Source organism: Achromobacter sp. D10 (assembly GCF_035282245.1).
In the GTDB taxonomy this organism is placed as follows: domain Bacteria; phylum Pseudomonadota; class Gammaproteobacteria; order Burkholderiales; family Burkholderiaceae_B; genus Achromobacter; species Achromobacter insolitus.
The window spans coordinates 162,000-177,174 of the sequence record NZ_JAYJLE010000007.1 but is presented as its reverse complement, the minus strand read 5'-3'; the positions used below and the strand labels follow the sequence as shown (position 1 = coordinate 177,174).

Here is a 15,175-nt window from a genome sequence, read left to right as displayed (position 1 = left end):
AAGAGGAACGCGGCGCTTGCGCCGCGTGCCGCTTAAGATTTCTGGCCTGCGGCCTTGTCCTGCTGCGCGGGCTCGGCCGGCTTGGCGCCAGGCTGCGGGGCGGATTCCGCCGGCTTGGCGCCGGGTTGCGCAGGAGCCTGGCCGCCCGGCGCGGCTGCGCCGTTCTTCTTCCATTCGCTGGCTTGAACCGGAGCGCCGGGGCGGACTTTCTGGAACCCTTCCACCACGACCACGTCGCCGGCCTTCAAACCGCTGGTGACGATCCAATTGCTCTGGAGGGCGCCACCCGTGGTGACCGGGATCTGCTCGATCTTGTTGTCCTTGACCAGCATCAGGCTTTGCAGGCCGTCCGCGGTGCGCTGCAGCGCCTGCTGCGGCACCATCAGCGCCTTGTCATCCACGCCTTGCTCCAGGCGCACGCGCACGTACATGCCGGGCAGCAGGATGCCGTCGGGGTTGGGGACCTCGGCGCGCAGATTCACCTGGCCGGTGCTCGGGTCCACCGTGATGCCGGTGAACAGCAGCTTGCCCGGCTGACCGTATTCGGAGCCGTCTTCCAGCACGATGGTGGCGCGCGCGGTGTCCTTGCCGACCTGCTGCAATTGGCCGCTGGCGAAAGCGCGGCGCAGGGACGCAAGTTCCGCGGTGGATTGGGTGAAGTCGACGTAGATCGGATCCAGCTGCTGCACCGTGGCCATCTGCGTGGCCGAGGTGGCCTCGACCAGCGCGCCCTCGGTGACCAGCGGCTTGCCGATGCGGCCCGTGATGGGCGAGGTCACGTCGGTATAGCCGAGGTTGATCGCGGCATTGTCCTGGGCCGCCTTGGCGGCGGCGACGGCGGCGTCCGCCTGGCGGTACGACGCCACCGCATTGTCATATTCCTGCTTGCTGACGGCATTGGCCTTGACCAGCGGCGCGTAGCGGTCGGCCAGCAGCTTGGCGCTGAACAGATTGGCCTGCGCCTGCTTCAGCTGCGCTGCCGCCTGATCGTACGCGGCCTTGTACGGCGCCGGATCGATCTTGAAGAGCAGCTGGTTTTCCTTGACGTCTCCGCCCTGCTCGAAGGCAATCTTCTGCACGATGCCGGTGACCCGCGAGCGGATCTGCGCATCCCGCACGGCGTCCACGCGGCCAGGCAGTTCGGATACGATCGGCGCGCGCTGCGGCTGGATCGTAATGACGCTGACCTGCGGCATGCCAGGGTTCATCTGCGGCTTTTCACCGCAACCCGCCAATATCAGCGCGAGGACTCCACCGGAAAAAGCCAGCCCAGAAATACGTTTAGGCGAAAACCGCATTGAAACCCCCGCGTAGCGTAGTAAACCGTAATCGCGTCAAGTAACCGCAGTATTTAACCGCGGCTTCTGGCCACGATCAAAAACAAGAAGCATGCGTCATCAAGGCACGTAATTAGCCCAGTAATGTAACTCAGTTATTGGGGAAATCACTGATTTTTAGTGCTTCAAAGGCCGCGTACGGGGGGCTTTCGTACAACAAATCAGGTATCGGAAAGCTCCATGAGGTTACCCAGGAACACATAACCCATGCCATGCACCGTGTGTAGCGGCAGCCTTGCGCCGGCCCGCAGGACCTTGCCCCGCAGGCGGCAAATGGCCACGTTCAGCGTGCGCATCGTGGTGCGCCGGCGCACGGCGATGAACTCTTCACGCCGCAATTCCCTGCCGGGATTGGCAGCAAGGCTCAACAGGCAGGCGCGCTCCAGGGCACTCAGTCCGATGCGGGCGCCATGCGGCGTCAGCAGGGTCCAGCCCTGGTAGAGCAGCGTCCACCAACCGTCCGTGGGAAAAGAGGAATTGGCCGCGCGGACGGACGCGGACGGAACATGGCGAGCGGGGGCTTTCACGATGGGTCTCCGCCGGGACGGTCCGCGCCGCGCAGCACGGCGGGCCGCTCCCGGAACAAGGTTGCAGGTTGTCCTGGGAGACTACCGGCGGGAGCTCGCCTGCGGCGGCATCCGCACGCACCTATCAGACCGATCCGATCCCTTGCCTGACCCGTACCGATCTGTACGGGTCATGAGCGACCAGCGTCCGGCGATTCAGGTGCGTTTGCCGTTGCGGTGGATATCGTGGGTGACGAAGCAGCTGTCCTGCGTAGGACGAGCGAGGATGCCCGGCTTGGCCAACGTGGCGCGGATGTCGGCCAGGCCGGACTCCCAGTGCTCACGCATGGCCTCGGTGCCGAATTCGTAGTCCTTGGAGTAACGCTCCCGGTGCTTGGATTCGTAGATGAGGTTGATGATGTTGGTGGCCGGCGTATGGGACAGCTTGCGGATTTCCGCGAATTCGGCCGCGTTGCGCTCGGCTTCCGGCAGCTTCTCCAGCAGGCGCTGCAAGCCATGCCGCAGCTTGAGCACGCGCCTCAACTGATCGGTGACCAGTCGGGTCCGGCTGGAATACTGGATGTCCTTCTGGCGCTCGGCCACTTCCTCCAGCGTGGTGGGCAAGCCGCCGCGCGCCGGCCACAGGTCGACCTGGAACGCCAGCGTATCCCGCATGTTGTCGGTGGTGAGCACCTGGGCCAGCGGCGTGTTGGATACCACGCCGCCGTCCCAGTAGTGCTCGCCGTCGATCTCGACGGAGGGAAAGCCGGGCGGCAAGGCCCCTGAGGCCATGATGTGCTCGGGGGCCAGGGTGTCCTTCAGGCTATCGAAATAGGCGAAGTTGCCGGTCCGCACGTTCACCACGCCGAAACTGGCGCGCACTGTTCCGCTGTTGAGCAGGTCGAAATCCACGAACTCCCGCAAGGTCGCGGCCAGCGGCGTGGTGTCATAGAAGCTGGTGGATGCGGCGCCCTTGCCATGCACGAGGTAAGGCGGAGGAAAACGCGGTTTGAAAAAACCCGGTTGCCCCGAGAACAAGGCCTGGAACGCCGACAGCCGCCCATTCATGACGGGTGAGCCGAAGCCGAACGGCAAGCCTTCGAACATGGGGCTCAGCGTTTCGCCCCAGGGCACCGAGGCGAAGCCGGCTGGTCGGCAGATGCGTTCCCAGAACCCGCGCAGGCGCTCCACGCGCTCGTCTTCGCGGGAGCCGGCGATGATCGCCGCGTTGATCGACCCGATCGAGATGCCGGAAATCCAGTTGGGACGGATGCCCGCCTCGTGCAGCCCCTCGTACACCCCGGCCTGGTAGGCTCCCAGCGCTCCCCCGCCCTGCAGCACCAGGGCAACGACTTCATAGGGCGGCGTGTCGCCGGTATCTTGGGTTGGGGCCTTGCGACGAGTGCTCATGCAGCATCCTCCAGGCAGGGCTGGCAGGCTGCCCTACGGTTTGCTTTTATCCGGCAATTGCGGCGCGGCCACACCCGCGCGGAACGGATACTTCGAGAAAATCTGCGCAACCACCTTGTCCGTGTTTTCGGCCGAGGCGGACGCGTCGGGCTGGACCTCGCCCACCGCCACGCCTTCCCACACCAGTTGCCTGCGGCGCGCGTCGACGAGGTCGATGTTCAAAGTGCCCTCAGTATATTGGTAGACGTCATCGCCCCAGCCGTAACCGGGCCAACCGCCATAAAAGCCCGCGCGATAGCCGTAATACGGGCCCATGGGTGGCGCGGCAGGCGTGACCTGCACCTTCTGCTGCAGCTTGGCGCTGAAGTTGACCAGCAGGTCGGGATTGGCCGCGCTATAGGTATAGCCGCGCATTTCCATCTGGCCGCGCGTGGCGTCCTTGAGGCGCTCGGTCAACAGCGTGCTGTAGCCAGCCCTGTCCGTGCCCAGCGGCGACATATAGCCGAACGTCCGGTACTGCGCGAAATTTGCTTGGTGGTCGTAGTCGCTCTTGACCGTGGGGCCGGAGGCGCAGGCCGCCAGCAGAGCCGTCATGGAACCCGCAGCCAGCAATTTGAACGCTTTCATGTCGTTTTCTCCGTGAGCCCGAGGCGTACACATAGTGCCGCGAAGCCCGCAAAATTTCAACAGAATCTCATTCTCATCGCACGAATTGCCGACCGCCAGCGCAACCCTCCGTCCATTACACTTTCAGGTTGTCCCATACCTTGGCCCGAGCACGGGCACGACACAGATGCTGGAACTCGATGGCTCGATTTGGTTTCGCTCCGGCGCCCAGACCTGGGGCGGAAAAAACCGTATAGACCTGCTGGCGCAGATCGACGCCACGGGGTCGATCACGGCTGCCGCGCGCGCGGTGGGCATGAGCTACAAGGGCGCCTGGGATGCCATCGACGCCATGAACAACCTGGCAGGAGAACCGCTGGTGATCCGGGCCGCCGGCGGCAAGGGCGGCGGCGGCACACGCCTGACGGACCGTGCGCGCGGCCTCATCGCCACCTTCCGCGCCCTGGAGGCCGAACACCGCAAGTTCATGGAAAACCTGACCCGCGCTGGCGTGAACGCCAGTGGCGATATCGACCTCATGAGGCGTTTCATGCTCAAGACCAGCGCGCGCAACAAACTGTTGGGCACCGTCATCCAGATTCGCGCCGGCGCCGTCAATGACGAGATCGTCCTGCGCATCGCGGGCGGCCAGACCATCACGGCCACCATTACCCGCGAAAGCACCCAGGAATTGGGATTGGCCGTGGGCAAAGAGGCGATCGCGCTGGTCAAGGCCTCGTCCGTCATCGTGGGCGCGCCCGGCCCCGGCCTGCGCCTGTCGGCCCGCAACCAACTACCGGGCAAGATCACCGCATTGCGCCCGGGCGCCATCAACAGCGAAATCCTGATCGGCCTGGAAGGCGGCGTGACGCTGGCAGCCATCGTCACCAACGAAAGCGCGCAGGACCTGGGGCTGGACGCAGGCGCCGACGCCGTGGCGATCTTCAAGGCATCGAGCGTGATTCTGGGCGTGCTGGACTGAGGCCTAGACCGGGCCCTCAAACGCCCACGTCGTCGTCGTGGCGCCGCACCCTGCCCTCGCGCACCTCGAACACTTCATCGGCCAGCGCATCGACGTCAGCCGGGTCGTGCGTGATCAATAGCATCGGCACGTCCAGCTGACGCTGCAAGGCGTCCAGTTCCAATCGCATCTTCCCCCGCAACTGCGAATCCAGCGCGGAAAAGGGTTCATCGAGCAGCAGGATGTCCGGGCGCAGCATCAGCGCTCGCGCCAACGCCACCCGCTGCTTCTGTCCGCCCGAGATTTCACTGGGGTAGCTGCCCACGATAGAACCCAGCTCGAACGCATCGACCCAGCGCTGCGCCTCCGGCCCGACTTCGCGCCTCGGCGGATTGCGCCAGCCCCGCCGCAGCCCGAAGGCGATGTTCTGCGCGACGGTCAGGTGGGGAAACAGCGCATAGTCCTGGAACAGATAGGCGACGCGGCGCGACTGCGCGGGCAGGTCGACGCTGGCATCCGAATCGAACAGCACGCGGCCATTGATTTCGATGCGGCCCGCATCCGGACGCAACAGGCCCGCCACGGCCCGCAGCGTCAGGCTCTTGCCCGCCCCGGAAGGACCGAACAACGCAATGCGCTTGGCCGACGAATCGAACGCAACGTCCAGCGTAAAACGGCGGTCGCCCGACACCATCTGTTTGCGCACCTGAAGGCTGACGCTCATAGGGCGCTCCCGTTGCGGCGGCCGCTACTCACAGGCACCAGTTTGCCGGCCAGCAGCAAGACCACCACGCAGGTCACCGAAGTCACCATCACCAGCATATTGGCCGTGGCATCGTCGCCCGCCTGCACTGCCTCGTAGATGGCGACGGACAGCGTCTGTGTGCGCCCCGGCAGATTGCCGGCAATCATCAGCGTGGCGCCGAATTCGCCCAGCGCGCGCGCGAATGCCAGCAACACGCCCGCCGCGATGCCGCGGGCGGCCAGCGGCAAGGTAACGCGAAAGAACACCCCTGCTTCGCATACGCCCAGCACGCGCGCCGCGTTCTCCAGTTGGCTATCGACGTTCTCGAAAGCGGCGCGCGCCGATTTGAACACCAGGGGAAAAGCCACCACGGAAGCCGCGATCACCGCCCCTTGCCAGGTGAAGACCAATTCGATGCCCCAGCCCGCCAGGGTCTCGCCAATAATGCCGCGGCGTCCCAGCAGCACCAGCAGGTAGTAGCCGAGCACTGTGGGCGGCAGCACCAGCGGCAAGGTGAGCAGCGCGTCCAGCAGGTCCCGCCCCGGCCAGCGCCAGCGCGACAGGCCATAGGCCGCGGCCGTGCCGGCCACGGTTGCCAACAGCGTTGCCCAGCCTGCCACTTTGAGGGAGAGCAGCAGCGGGACCCAAACCGGATCACTCATCAATGCCTACGATTCAACAGGTATCAGGGCTTCTGGAAGCCGTAGCGCGACAGTATCGCCTGCCCCGCGGGGGACAGCACATAGGCAACGAAACTTTCCGCTTCCTTGGCGGCGGCCTCGCGAGTCGTGACGGCGATGGGATAGGTCACCGGGGTCTGCGATGGCACGCGCACCGCGATCTTGACCTTGTCCGCCATGACGGCTGCATCGGTCGCGAACACGAAGCCCGCGTCGACCTCGCCGCGAGCCACGTAGTCCAGGCTCTGGCGCACGTTCTGGGCCAGCACGCTCTTGGCCTGCACTGCGCTCCACAGGCCGGCGGCTTCCAGCGCGCCCTGCGTATAGCGGCCCACCGGCACCGATGCCGGGTTGCCATAGGCGACACGCTTGACGTCGTCGCGGGTCAGGTCCTTCAGCGTGGTGATGTTGGCCTTGCTGTCGGCCGGGACGATCAACACTACCTGATTGGCGGCGAAGTCCACGCGCGAGGCCGGCTTGACGGCCTTTTCCTCGATCGCCTTGTCCATGGCCTTCTGGTCTGCCGAGGCGAACACGTCGGCCGGCGCGCCCTTGACGATCTGCTGCAACAGCACGTCGGATGCGCCGAAATTCAGGATGACTTTAGTGCCGGCGTGCTCTTTTTCGTAGCCCTGAGCGACTTCCTTGAATGCATTGGTCAGGCTGGCGGCGGCCGACACGACCAGGTCGCCGGCGCAGGCATTGGCGCCCCACGTGGCGGTCAGCGCCAACGACAGCGCCACGATCGGACGTTTGCGGAACATGATTTTCTCCCAGGGAAATCGCTAAGTCGGTGACGAAATATATCTAGGTATATAACGCTCGTCAATTTTGCTCCCGAGGGGCGTTGAGCAAAATCAAGAAGGGGCGGACGCCGGCCTCAGCCGCGCGCTACCGTGGTCTCGCGTACCGTTTCGGGCGCCAGGCGCGCACGCAGGTGTTCCAGCGCCAGTTCGGGCCGGGCCGACCCGCACATGAAGATGTCGAGCGCCGCGAACCGGTGCTCGGGCCAGGTATGGATGCTGATGTGGGATTCGCTGAGCAGGACTACGCCCGTCACGCCCGCGCCGTCGCCGAAATGATGGAAGTGCGCGCTCAGCACGCGGGCTCCCGCCGCCTCCGCCGCGGCGATCAGGTCGCGTTCCAGCGCTTGGGCATCGGTCAGGAGATCCGGCGGCACGCCACGGAAATCGGCCAGCACATGACGGCCGGGAGTGGCATGCAAAGTCACTTGTGCGATCCGCCCGAAGACCAGCCGGAACCGCCGGACGAGCTGCTGCCCCAACTGCTGCTGGAGCCGCCGCCGCTGGACATGCGAGCGCCCGGCGTACTGAACCCGGTCGCGAAGATCACCACCACGATGGCGTAGACGGTGTACAGGAGCTTGCCCATCTTGTTATTCGTCCTTGCTGGATAGTTTGTCCGCCAGCGCCGCCGGAATCCAGAGGAACGCCAGGCCGATCAGGATCGGGACGAAGCCTCCGCTGAATATGGTGTCGATGTTCAGGAAGGCCAGCACGATCATGGCCGTCCAGGCGAACTTGCGATACCCGCCGCTCTGGGCGCTGCGCGGCATGGCCTTCTGTTTGGCGAGTTCGGGATCACCGAACCATTCGGCCAGCTGCGCCGGCGCCACGGGTCCGGCAGCCGACCAGCCCAATTCGGACTCGCTCAGTTCGCGGGTCAGCTTGAGATTGCCGGCCTTGTAATCCGTGATCTTGGTGCTGTCGCCCACCTTGACGCGCCAGTTGAAGGCGCCCAGCGCCAGCTCCACGCGCGAGGTGTAGTCATACAGTTTCTGGTAGAGCTTGGAACGCCAGCGCACGCTGCTGGCATTGTTATGGCTGGGCCAGGTATCGCATACCTGCACACGCTCCCAACCCTCGTCCGTTTCCACCAGCCAGATGAAGCCCTTCGCAGGGTTGAACAACAGGTATTCGATCCAGTCCGACGGCTCCTCGGGATCCGGATCGGCACATTTCATCAGGCCGATGAGCGTGTAGGATGCCCCGTCGATCTTGGCCACCGCGCCCAGCGACAGCGTGGTCTTGATGGACTTGACCTTGCGCGCCTTCTCGATGACTTCGGCCGTGGGCCCCGAGCAGTCGACCGTGGCGGAGCACGAAGGGCAGACCACCTGCGTGGCCATGGCGGCCACGAAGCTGATGGGCCCGCCGCAGTTCGGGCAGTCCAGCGCCTTGATCTGGCCGCGGAAACGACCGGCGGTCTCTTCGACCTGCTCGTTGGTCCGCAGCGAGGCGGCCTGCATGGCGGTCAGGTCGAACGCCTTGCCGATGTACAGCTCGGGCTCGGGCCCGTCGGAGAAGTCCAGTGTCAGGAAGGCATCCAGGCTGCGGTAATCCGCCACCTTGGCCAGCCAGCCATCACCCGGCACGAACGGCAGCTCGCCCTGGGCGCCGCCCGCCTGGCAGGCCCGCACGTCGGCCGCCGTGAAGCGCTGCCCGTCCAGCTTCAGGTCATCCCCGGGCGCAATATCGTCGAACGCCGGCATGCCCTGCGTGGACTTGACCTTGCGCCGCCGGGTCACGGCGTACTGGCCCGACGCATCGGACAGCCAGCCGTCGGACCCATCCTCGAACCACAGGTACCACTCGTTCCAGAAACCGTCTTCGTAACGCAGCTGGATGCGGCCGATCACGTCGAACCGCTTGCCGTCATGGGTACCGGCCGCGCCCAGGCAGAGGGGCGAATAGTCTTCCAGGACTTCGGCGGCCTCGCCGATGCGCTTGACCGACTCGGCGTCCTTCAGCAAGGTGCTGCGGCAGGCGCCGCAGACCGCCATGACGGATGCCGCGGACGTGAACTTGACTGGGGCGCCGCACTGCGGACACAGAACCTGCTGCATGGAGCCTTAGCTGGTGAGTTTCTTCAGCACTTCGGCCTTGGCCGAATCGTAGTCCGCGGCCGTGATCAGGCCCTTGTCCAGCAGGTCCTTGAGCTGCTGCAGCCGCTGCACGGGATCGCCGCCCGCGGCGGCGGGGGCCGCTTGCGCGGGCTGTTGCGCGCCCTGGGGCTGTGCCTGCCCTTGCGCGCCGGCCAAACCCGCGGCCATGGTCTGGCCCAGCGCCGCGCCGGCCGCCAGGCCCGCGCCGATGCCGGCGATGCCGCCCTCGTTCTGCGCCGCCATCGGTATCGCGGTGGCGGTCTGGTACTGGGTGAACTTGCCCAGGTCGCCCGCCATGCCCATCGAGATACGCGTGTCCAGCGCCTTCTGCAGCTCTTCGGGCAGGGAAACGTTCTCGACCGTGAAGTTGTCCAGCTTGACGCCATAGCGGTCGAATACCGGCGCCAGTTGCTCGGCGATGCTCTGCGACATCAGCCCCTGATTGCCGGCCATGTCCAGGAACGGCACCTTGGAGCCGCCCAACGCCGTCGTCATCGCGGCGACCACCATGTTGCGCAGTTGCGCCTCCAGGTCGTCGACGGTGTATTCGTCGCGCGTGCCGCTGACCTCGCGGTAAAACTTGGCGGGATCGGAGATTTGATAGGAATACACGCCAAAGGCGCGCAGGCGCACCATGCCGAATTCGCTGTCGCGCAGCGTTACCGGCTGAGCCGTGCCCCAGCGCCGGCCCAGCTGCAGGCGCGTGCTGAAGAAGATGACGTCCGACTTGAAGGGGGACTCGAAGAGCTTGTCCCAGTTCTTCAGATAGGTCAGGATCGGCAGCGTCTGCGTGGTCAGCTTGTACATGCCGGGGCCGAACACATCGGCCACCTTGCCTTCGTTGACGAACACCGCCATCTGCGATTCACGCACGGTCAGGCTGGCGCCGTACTGGATTTCAAAATCCTGCATGGGATGGCGCCAGGCGAGCACGCCGTCGCGGTCCTCGTTCCATTGCAGGATGTCGATGAACTGCTTGCGGATGAATGAACCGAGACTCATGAGAAGTCCTCCTGTCAGATCGGGTTCGGCGCGCCGCCGGGGTCAGGTCAGGCAGGCCGCGTTGACAATGCCGGCGGCGATCGAAATCGAGCCGATCAGTCCGCCCATGGCGATGTTGTTTTCTTCGATGGCCTCGTTCATGCCGCGCACGGCCTGGGACACGCCCACGTACACGACGATCTGGACCACCATGGCGGCCAGGCCCCACAGCAGGAACATGGCGTAGCTGGCGTGTATGGCAATACTGGAACACAGGGTAAAGCTGAAGCCCACCAGGGCGCCGCCATAGGACAGCACGGCGGCGATGTTGCCTTCGCGGATCAGCTCGAATTCCTTGTAGCGCGTGACCGCGGTATAGACCAAGGTGAAGATCCCCAGCATGACGAGCGCCGAGGCGATATAGATCAGATAGGTCACCGCCGGATGCATTGATTCTCCCATTGCCAGCCTCCCAATTGCGCGCAGTATATACGGCGCGTTCGATATACTGCGAACGCATTTTTCGTGTCGGACACCTCATGCGCGACCGCGTTCTCATCCTTTCGGTATTGATCGTTGCCTCCTGCGGTTTGGGCTATGAGCTCATCAGCAGCGCGCTGGCCAGCTATTTGCTGGGGGATTCGATACTGCAGTTCTCTTCCGTCATCGGCTGCTATCTGTTCGCCATGGGCATAGGCTCGTGGTTGTCAAAATATGTAAGAGACGAAGACGTTTTGAATCGGTTCATCGACGTCGAGCTCTTGGTCGCCTTGCTGGGCGGCGTCTCCGCGGCGGTGTTGTTCCTGGTGTTCGCGTGGTTGTCGGCTCCGTTTCGCGCCGCCCTGTATGTCGGGGTCTTCATCATCGGCCTGATGGTCGGCATGGAGATCCCGCTGGTGATGCGGGTATTCAATCAGCGCAAGACCGAGTTCCGTGAAATCGTCAGCCGCGTGCTGACCTTCGACTACCTGGGCGCGCTGGCCGTGTCGCTCGTGTTTCCCCTGCTGCTTGCGCCCAAGCTCGGGCTGCTGCGCACCAGCTTCCTGTTCGGCATCCTCAACGCCAGCGTCGCGCTATGGACGACCTGGCTGTTCCGCGCCGAGGTCAGCCGGCCCGGCGAAAAAGCCGTGCGCGCCAGCGTGGTAATCGGGCTGCTGGGGATGGGCTTCATCTACTCGGGAAGCATGACGGCGTGGGCCGAAAAAGGCCTGTACGGTGATGACGTCGTGCATGCGGAAACCACACAGTACCAACGCCTGGTGGTCACGCGCTGGCACGATGATCTGCGCCTGTACATCAACGGGAACCTGCAGTTCTCGTCACGCGACGAACACCGTTATCACGAAGCCCTGGTGCATCCGGGCCTGCAAGCCCTGCCGTCGGCGCGCAACGTGCTGGTGTTGGGCGGCGGCGACGGCCTGGCCGTGCGCGAAATCCTCAAATACAAGAATATCGAGCATGTCACGCTGGTGGATCTGGACCCCGCCATGACGGGGCTGTTCTCGCGCTCCGACCCCTTGGTCGCGCTGAACCAGGGATCCCTGAAGGATCCGCGGGTCAAGGTCGTCAACGACGACGCCGGACGCTGGCTGGAGACCCATGCCGAGGTCTATGACTACATCGTGGTGGACTTTCCCGATCCATCCAACTTCGGCCTGGGCCGCCTTTACTCCGTGCCGGTCTATCACCTGATGGCGCGCCACCTGGCCGAAAACGGCTACATGGTGGTGCAATCCACCTCGCCTTATTTTGCGCCGCGCTCATTCTGGAGCGTGGACGCCACGCTCAAAGAAGCCGGCCTGAATACCTGGCCGTACCACACGTACGTGCCTTCGTTCGGCGACTGGGGCTTCATCCTGGCCGGCAAGCGCCGCGACTATGAACTGCCTGCCAGGATCACCGTGCCCACGCGATACCTGGATCCAGTCACCACGCGCGAACTGTTCCATTTCCCGGCCGACATGCCCGCGCTGGCAATGCCTCCGAACCGCTTGAACGAGCAATCGCTCGTGCGCTATTTCGATGAGGACTGGCGCAAGGTCATCCGTTGATGCGGCGCCGCAGCTTCCTCTTGGGCGCGGCCACGGCCGCGGTCGCCGGCACCGCCGGATACTACCGGTCACGCATCGTCGAGACCACGCCGGAAGTCCATTACCCCGGCATGCAGGCAGGCCACGCCCTGCGCGACGGCGCGTCCTGGCCGCAGCCCTCGGCCGCCTACAAGCATGAGGTCGTGATACTGGGCTCGGGCGTTGCCGGCCTGTCCTGCGCCTGGAAACTGGCGCGCGAAGGCCATACGGACTTTCTGGTGGTCCAGGGCCCGGAACTCGCAGGCAATGCCGCCGCGGGTCAACGCGACGGCCTGGACTATCCCCTGGGCGCGCACTATCTGCCGTTGCCTTCGCTGGCGTCCACGCATGTGCGTGAAATGCTGGCCGACTTCGGCATCATCGAGCGCGGCGCAAACGAGGCCCGTCCTTACTACGACGAGTCCGCGCTGGCGCACTCCCCCCAGGAACGCCTGCTGCGCGGCGGGCAATGGGAGGAAAACCTGCTGCCGATGAGCGGACTGCCCGAAGAAGACCTGGCCCAGCACCGCAAGTTTCTTGCGTTGGTCGGGCGCCTGCACACGCAGACCGGCAGTGACGGCCGCAAGGTCTTCTGCATTCCGCTCACGCTTTCGTCGCGGGACCCGGCCTGGCGCGCACTGGATGCCATCACGTTCAAGCAATGGCTGGAACGCGAGGGCTATACCTCGCCCGCCCTGCACTGGTACTTGAACTACTGCTGCCGCGACGACTATGGCGCGCAGTACGACGTGGTCTCGGCCTGGGCCGGCCTGCACTACTTCGCCAGCCGCGACGGCCACGCCGCCAACGCAGGCGAAGGCGCCGTGCTGACCTGGCCAGGCGGCCTGTCCACGCTGCTGCAGCGCATGCGCGAGGCCATCACGAGCAAGCTCGGACATGCCAACTGGCTGGCCCCCGGCACCGTAGTGCGTTTGCAGGAGACGCCGGCCGGACCGCTGGTCACCTGCGTGGCCCTATCCGCCGAACCCGCCGCCTATACGGTGCAGGCGCGCCGCGCCGTGTGCGCGATGCCCCTGTTCGTCGCCCAGCGCATCCTGCCCGACATCCGCGGCTATGGCTACGATCCGGCGGTGCACGCGCCGCCGCACGCGCCCTGGATGGTGTCGAACTTCGTGATGGACGGCTACCCCGCCGAAGCGCCGGGAGAACCGCTGTCCTGGGACAACGTGGTCTACCAGGGAAAGGCGCTGGGCTATGTCGTCTCCACCCATCAGTTGCTGCGCGTGGCGCGCTCCCCGCGCAGCGTCTTCACGGCCTACCATGCGCTCAGCGGACAGACGCCCCAGGCTGCGCGCGAGTGGCTTGCGCGCGCCAGTCCGCAGGAGTTGCGGACCGAGGCCGCATCCGACCTGGTCGCCGCCTATGGCGAGGAATTCTGGCGCCACGCGCGCCAGCTGGAAATCACGGTGCGCGGCCACGCCATGGCGTCGCCACTACGCGGCTATCTGTCCAATCCCGGCTTGACGGCCCTGCGCGACGTGGACGGCCCGGTGCTGTTCGCGCACGCCGACCTCTCCGGTTACTCCGTGTTCGAGGAAGCCTCGTGGTGGGGCGTGGTCGCGGCAGGCCGGATACTGGGCCAGAAGCCGCCGGCCTGAGATCCGCGCCCGGCAGCCCTGCAATACAATCCGGCGAGCCAGCCGGCATCACGGCTCATCCAGACCGGACTCAGATAAAAACACATGGGAAATCAAGTCATTGTCCTTGGCGCGGGCATCGTGGGCGTTTGCTGCGCGCTGGAACTGCAACGCAGAGGCATGTCGGTCACGCTGGTCGACCGGCAGGATCCAGGCCTGGAAACTTCGTTCGGCAACGCGGGCGTGATAGCCCGCAGTTCGCTGATGCCGTTCAACCATCCGGGCCTGTGGGCCCAGTTGCCCCGGCTGCTGAAGAACGACACCGTGCAGTTCCGCTACAAGCTGAACTACCTGGCGCGCAACCTCGGCTGGGCAGCGCGCTTCCTGCTCAGCGCCCGGCCCTCGGTGTTCAGGCAGACCGTGGAGGCGTTGGACGGACTGATCCGGCTGTCCGCGCCCGAGCATCTGCGGCTGTTGGATGCCGCCGGCGCCGCGCACCGGCTGCGCGATACAGGCTGGATATTCCTCTACCGCTCCGAACAAGGCTGGAACAGCGGCGAACTGTCCCGCCAGACCTTTGCCCAGTACCAGGTGCCGACCCGGGTGCTTGCCCCGGCGGAGCTGGCGGAACTCGAACCCGCCCTCGCGCCGATCTTCCACCGCGCCCTGTGGATCCAGGGCTCGTACTCCGTCGACGATCCCCACGAAGTCGTCGCCGCCTACGCTGCCCTGTTCCGCCGCTCGGGCGGCGCGTTCAAGCGCATGACCGCAAGCGGCATCCGCCGTGACGGCCAACGCTGGATCGTGCAGGGCACGCAAGCATCCGAATCGTTGGAAGCGGACAGGCTGGTGGTGGCGCTGGGCTCGTGGTCGAAAGCCTTGCTGAAAACAACAGGCATCGACCTGCCCATGGCCTTCGAACGCGGATATCACATGCATTACAGCGGCGTGGAAGGCGCCAGCCTGACGCGCCCGGTCTATGACACCGGCGGCGGCTACGTGCTGTCTCCCATGGCGCGAGGACTGCGCCTGACCACTGGCGTAGAGCTGGACGCTTGCGAGGCGCCCGCCCGTCCGTTGCAGCTGGAGTTGGCCGAAGCGCGCGCCCGCGAGGCGTTCCCCTTGGATCGGCGGCTGGATCCCGAGGCGTGGCTGGGACGGCGTCCCACGCTGCCCGACAGCCGCCCGATGATAGGCGAGGCGCCGCGCCACCCTGGCCTGTGGCTGGCGTTGGGCCATCAGCATATCGGGTTCAGCACCGCGCCCGGCACGGCAAGGGTGCTGGGTGAACTCATGTGCGACGGCGCGGCTGCGCGGCACGAGGCGTTCCGCCCCGGCCGCTACCTTTGACGCGGCGGGCGGCCGAACCCGGCGCCC

At 65.4% G+C, this 15,175-nt stretch carries 16 protein-coding genes; 4 read left to right on the top strand and 12 right to left on the bottom strand.

Annotated elements, in window-relative coordinates; genetic code table 11:
• Nucleotides 1-32: 32 nt before the first annotated feature.
• The 4 genes from VCS63_RS20070 to VCS63_RS20055 all read right to left on the bottom strand — a co-directional run bounded on the left by VCS63_RS20070 (nucleotide 33) and on the right by VCS63_RS20055 (nucleotide 3,880).
• Complete coding sequence (locus VCS63_RS20070; RefSeq protein ID WP_042794361.1) at nucleotides 33-1,298, bottom strand: efflux RND transporter periplasmic adaptor subunit; 1,266 nt, start codon at nucleotides 1,296-1,298, stop codon at nucleotides 33-35.
• Nucleotides 1,299-1,498: 200 nt separating this feature from the next.
• Nucleotides 1,499-1,864 (bottom strand): helix-turn-helix domain-containing protein, encoded by a 366-nt coding sequence (locus tag VCS63_RS20065; protein ID WP_175199385.1) that lies wholly within the window; start codon nucleotides 1,862-1,864, stop codon nucleotides 1,499-1,501.
• Nucleotides 1,865-2,059: 195 nt separating this feature from the next.
• Nucleotides 2,060-3,253, bottom strand: a complete 1,194-nt coding sequence (locus VCS63_RS20060) for a patatin-like phospholipase family protein (protein ID WP_063641203.1) — start codon at nucleotides 3,251-3,253, stop codon at nucleotides 2,060-2,062.
• A 33-nt stretch (nucleotides 3,254-3,286) separates the two neighbouring features.
• Nucleotides 3,287-3,880: a DUF4136 domain-containing protein gene (locus tag VCS63_RS20055; RefSeq protein WP_063641202.1), complete on the bottom strand. Its 594-nt coding sequence runs from the start codon at nucleotides 3,878-3,880 to the stop codon at nucleotides 3,287-3,289.
• Nucleotides 3,881-4,046: 166 nt separating this feature from the next.
• Between VCS63_RS20055 and VCS63_RS20050 the strand changes: the two genes are divergently transcribed.
• Nucleotides 4,047-4,841, top strand: a complete 795-nt coding sequence (locus VCS63_RS20050; protein ID WP_104653654.1) for a TOBE domain-containing protein — start codon at nucleotides 4,047-4,049, stop codon at nucleotides 4,839-4,841.
• A gap of 16 nt (nucleotides 4,842-4,857) precedes the next feature.
• Here VCS63_RS20050 and VCS63_RS20045 read toward each other — a convergent pair whose 3' ends face one another.
• The 8 genes from VCS63_RS20045 to VCS63_RS20010 form a co-directional block, all read right to left on the bottom strand.
• Complete coding sequence (locus tag VCS63_RS20045) at nucleotides 4,858-5,544, bottom strand: ATP-binding cassette domain-containing protein (protein ID WP_323880829.1); 687 nt, start codon at nucleotides 5,542-5,544, stop codon at nucleotides 4,858-4,860.
• Nucleotides 5,541-6,227 carry a molybdate ABC transporter permease subunit gene (gene modB / locus VCS63_RS20040; RefSeq protein ID WP_063641199.1) on the bottom strand — a complete coding sequence of 229 codons (687 nt, stop codon included), beginning with the start codon at nucleotides 6,225-6,227 and terminating at the stop codon, nucleotides 5,541-5,543. Before modB ends, VCS63_RS20045 begins: the two co-directional genes overlap by 4 nt.
• A gap of 23 nt (nucleotides 6,228-6,250) precedes the next feature.
• Nucleotides 6,251-7,009 (bottom strand): molybdate ABC transporter substrate-binding protein, encoded by a 759-nt coding sequence (modA, locus tag VCS63_RS20035; RefSeq protein WP_301882813.1) that lies wholly within the window; start codon nucleotides 7,007-7,009, stop codon nucleotides 6,251-6,253.
• Nucleotides 7,010-7,125: 116 nt separating this feature from the next.
• Complete coding sequence (gene speD / locus VCS63_RS20030) at nucleotides 7,126-7,476, bottom strand: adenosylmethionine decarboxylase (RefSeq protein WP_149064203.1); 351 nt, start codon at nucleotides 7,474-7,476, stop codon at nucleotides 7,126-7,128.
• On the bottom strand, nucleotides 7,473-7,637 hold the full coding sequence (locus VCS63_RS20025) for a hypothetical protein (protein ID WP_164794001.1): 165 nt from the start codon (nucleotides 7,635-7,637) through the stop codon (nucleotides 7,473-7,475). The genes speD and VCS63_RS20025 overlap by 4 nt, the downstream gene beginning before the upstream one ends.
• 4 nt (nucleotides 7,638-7,641) lie before the next feature.
• Entirely contained in the window at nucleotides 7,642-9,111 is a 1,470-nt protein-coding gene (locus VCS63_RS20020; RefSeq protein ID WP_323880826.1) for a DUF4178 domain-containing protein, read from the bottom strand.
• A 6-nt stretch (nucleotides 9,112-9,117) separates the two neighbouring features.
• The gene (locus VCS63_RS20015; protein WP_063959747.1) at nucleotides 9,118-10,152 is read right to left on the bottom strand and encodes an SPFH domain-containing protein; all 1,035 of its coding nucleotides are present in this window, start codon (nucleotides 10,150-10,152) and stop codon (nucleotides 9,118-9,120) included.
• 42 nt (nucleotides 10,153-10,194) lie between these two features.
• Entirely contained in the window at nucleotides 10,195-10,581 is a 387-nt protein-coding gene (locus VCS63_RS20010) for a DUF350 domain-containing protein (RefSeq protein ID WP_042794370.1), read from the bottom strand.
• 89 nt (nucleotides 10,582-10,670) lie between these two features.
• Between VCS63_RS20010 and VCS63_RS20005 the strand changes: the two genes are divergently transcribed.
• The 3 genes from VCS63_RS20005 (at nucleotide 10,671) to VCS63_RS19995 (ending at nucleotide 15,148) form a co-directional block, all read left to right on the top strand.
• The gene (locus tag VCS63_RS20005; RefSeq protein WP_323880825.1) at nucleotides 10,671-12,182 is read left to right on the top strand and encodes a polyamine aminopropyltransferase; all 1,512 of its coding nucleotides are present in this window, start codon (nucleotides 10,671-10,673) and stop codon (nucleotides 12,180-12,182) included.
• Nucleotides 12,182-13,819 carry an NAD(P)-binding protein gene (locus VCS63_RS20000; RefSeq protein WP_323880823.1) on the top strand — a complete coding sequence of 546 codons (1,638 nt, stop codon included), beginning with the start codon at nucleotides 12,182-12,184 and terminating at the stop codon, nucleotides 13,817-13,819. Before VCS63_RS20005 ends, VCS63_RS20000 begins: the two co-directional genes overlap by 1 nt.
• 84 nt (nucleotides 13,820-13,903) lie before the next feature.
• On the top strand, nucleotides 13,904-15,148 hold the full coding sequence (locus tag VCS63_RS19995) for an FAD-dependent oxidoreductase (RefSeq protein WP_323880821.1): 1,245 nt from the start codon (nucleotides 13,904-13,906) through the stop codon (nucleotides 15,146-15,148).
• Nucleotides 15,149-15,175: the final 27 nt, after the last annotated feature.

Bases quoted from the DNA above. Each gene is read 5' to 3' on its own strand.
- VCS63_RS20045 (WP_323880829.1), bottom strand. From the start codon at position 5,544: ATGAGCGTCAGCCTTCAGGTGCGCAAACAGATGGTGTCGGGCGACCGC.
- VCS63_RS20000 (WP_323880823.1), top strand. From the start codon at position 12,182: ATGCGGCGCCGCAGCTTCCTCTTGGGCGCGGCCACGGCCGCGGTCGCC.
- VCS63_RS19995 (WP_323880821.1), top strand. From the start codon at position 13,904: ATGGGAAATCAAGTCATTGTCCTTGGCGCGGGCATCGTGGGCGTTTGC.
- VCS63_RS20070 (WP_042794361.1), bottom strand. From the start codon at position 1,298: ATGCGGTTTTCGCCTAAACGTATTTCTGGGCTGGCTTTTTCCGGTGGA.
- VCS63_RS20025 (WP_164794001.1), bottom strand. From the start codon at position 7,637: ATGGGCAAGCTCCTGTACACCGTCTACGCCATCGTGGTGGTGATCTTC.
- VCS63_RS20020 (WP_323880826.1), bottom strand. From the start codon at position 9,111: ATGCAGCAGGTTCTGTGTCCGCAGTGCGGCGCCCCAGTCAAGTTCACG.
- VCS63_RS20015 (WP_063959747.1), bottom strand. From the start codon at position 10,152: ATGAGTCTCGGTTCATTCATCCGCAAGCAGTTCATCGACATCCTGCAA.
- modB (WP_063641199.1), bottom strand. From the start codon at position 6,227: ATGAGTGATCCGGTTTGGGTCCCGCTGCTGCTCTCCCTCAAAGTGGCA.
- VCS63_RS20055 (WP_063641202.1), bottom strand. From the start codon at position 3,880: ATGAAAGCGTTCAAATTGCTGGCTGCGGGTTCCATGACGGCTCTGCTG.
- VCS63_RS20050 (WP_104653654.1), top strand. From the start codon at position 4,047: ATGCTGGAACTCGATGGCTCGATTTGGTTTCGCTCCGGCGCCCAGACC.
- modA (WP_301882813.1), bottom strand. From the start codon at position 7,009: ATGTTCCGCAAACGTCCGATCGTGGCGCTGTCGTTGGCGCTGACCGCC.
- VCS63_RS20005 (WP_323880825.1), top strand. From the start codon at position 10,671: ATGCGCGACCGCGTTCTCATCCTTTCGGTATTGATCGTTGCCTCCTGC.
- VCS63_RS20010 (WP_042794370.1), bottom strand. From the start codon at position 10,581: ATGCATCCGGCGGTGACCTATCTGATCTATATCGCCTCGGCGCTCGTC.
- VCS63_RS20060 (WP_063641203.1), bottom strand. From the start codon at position 3,253: ATGAGCACTCGTCGCAAGGCCCCAACCCAAGATACCGGCGACACGCCG.